Annotated in this window: 1 protein-coding gene; it reads left to right on the top strand. The window is 69.1% G+C overall.

Annotated features, from left to right (window positions below):
• A partial coding sequence (locus tag ACGFU7_RS47900; RefSeq protein WP_393705091.1) for an acyltransferase domain-containing protein occupies window positions 1-2,236 on the top strand: 2,236 nt, incomplete at both ends.

Genomic DNA, 2,236 nt, shown 5'->3' on the forward strand with positions numbered 1-2,236 from the left:
GTGGCGGGGGCGTTGAGTCTGGACGACGCGGCGCGGGTGGTGGCGTTGCGGAGCCGGGCCATCGTGGCCCTGGCCGGACAGGGCGGCATGGTCTCCGTCTCCCTGGCCGCGAGCGAACTGGAGCAACTCGTCGTCCGTTGGGACGGCCGGATCTCGATCGCCGCGCTCAACGGGCCCAACACAGCCGTGATTTCCGGCGATGTCACCGCACTCGACGAGCTGCTCGCCGTGTGCGAGAACGACGGAGTACGGGCGAAGCGCGTCCCCGTCGACTACGCCTCCCACTCCGCGCATGTGGAGATGATCGAGCCCGAACTCCTGGACGTCCTGGCCCCGATCGAGCCGCGGACATCCGAGGTGCCCTTCTTCTCGACGGTCACCGGCGACTGGTTCGACACGGCGGCGGCGGGTGCCGACTACTGGTACCGCAACCTGCGCAACACCGTGCGGCTGGAGGAGAGTATCCGCTCCCTCCAAGGTCAGGGTCACGACGTATTTGTCGAGGTCAGCGCACACCCCGTACTGACCATGAGCATCGAGGAGACCCTGGAAGCCGCCACCGCCGCCCGGACAACCCCGTCCACTTCAGCTGCCGGTGCCGGCGCCGAAGCCGGTGACGGCACCCGGGCCGCAGCGATCGTGCTTCCCTCGCTGCGTCGCGACGAAGGCGGCATGGACAAGTTCCTCGCTTCGGTGGCCGAAGGCCACGTACGAGGAGTCGACGTCGACTGGTCGACGGTCATCGGTGGCGGACGCATGGTCGAGCTGCCCACCTACGCCTTCAACAACAGGCGCTACTGGCTGGAGGAGAGCGGCACGGGAGCCGACGTGGCCTCGGCCGGCCTGTCCGGCAGCGACCACCCGCTGCTGGGGGCATCCGTCGAACTCGGTGACGGCGACGAGATGGTCCTGTCCGGACGCATCTCGCTCCGCACCCACCCCTGGTTGGCCGATCACGCGATCGAGGGCGCCGCCCTGTTGCCCGGCACCGCGTTCCTGGAACTCGCCATCCACGCCGGGGACCAGGTCGGCTGCGGGCACATCGACGACCTGACGCTCGAAACGCCGCTGTGGCTCACCGAGCCGACCGGTGTGGCGCTCCAAGTGGTCGTCCGTGAAGCGGACGACCAGGGCTCGCGGCCGGTGAGCGTGTACTCCCGCAGGGGGGAGAGCTGGGTCAGGCACGCCAGTGGCACACTCAGCGACCGCTTGCCCGAGGAAGACGCACGAGACGAGACCGCCTGGCCGCCGCGTGGTGCGGCCCCCGTCGATCTGACCGATGCCTACGACCTGCTGGCCGATCGCGGGTACGACTACGGCCCCCAGTTCCAGGGGATGACCGCGGTCTGGCGCGACGGCTCCGATGTCGTCGCCGAGATCACCCTTCCTTCCCGCCCTGCGGCCGATGCGTCCCGGTTCGGTCTGCACCCTGCGCTGCTGGACGCAGCCCTGCACCCCATCGTCCTCGGCGCACTCGGTGAGCGCGAGTCCGGGCTCCTCCCGTTCAACTGGGGCGGGGTGACGCTGTACGCGAGCGGCGCGAAGGAGCTGAGGGTACGGCTGAGCCCCCGTGGCGCAGCCGGCGTCGCACTCACCGCCACGGACACCACCGGGCTGCCCGTCGCCACGGTCGAGAACCTGACCCTGCGGCCGATGGCCCCGGCGGGACTCCCGGGCGCCGGCGACGCAGCCCAGTCGCTGTACGAGGTGCAGTGGGTTCCGATCTCCGTTGGCGCGGACGACGCAGATGACGACGCTGCCCCGGAGGGGAGCTATCACCTGCACGAGGCCACCGGAGAAGACCTGTTCACCACGCTTGAGTCCGTGCGTGGGTGGTTGTTGGGTGAGGGTGGGGGTGGTGTGGGTCGGTTGGTGGTGGTGACGCGGGGTGCGGTTGCTGCTGGTGGTGATGGTGATGTGGTGGATGTGGTGGGTGCGGGTGTGTGGGGGTTGGTGCGGTCGGTGCAGAGTGAGTTTCCGGGGCGTGTGGTGTTGGTGGATGTGGGGGTGGGGGTGGATGTTTCGGCTGGTTTGGTGGGTGTGGTTCTGGGGTGTGGTGAGTGGCAGGTGGCGGTGCGTGGGGGTGTGTTGTTGGTGCCGCGGTTGGGTGCGGTGGCTGTGGCGGGTGGTGTGGGTGGTGCGGGTGCGGGTGGCGGTGTTGATTTGGGGGATTGTGTTCTGATTACGGGTGGGACGGGTGTGTTGGGTGGTTTGGTGGCGCGGCATGTGGTGGAGC

This window comes from Streptomyces sp. NPDC048473 (genome assembly GCF_043200155.1).
In the GTDB taxonomy this organism is placed as follows: Bacteria; Actinomycetota; Actinomycetes; order Streptomycetales; family Streptomycetaceae; genus Streptomyces.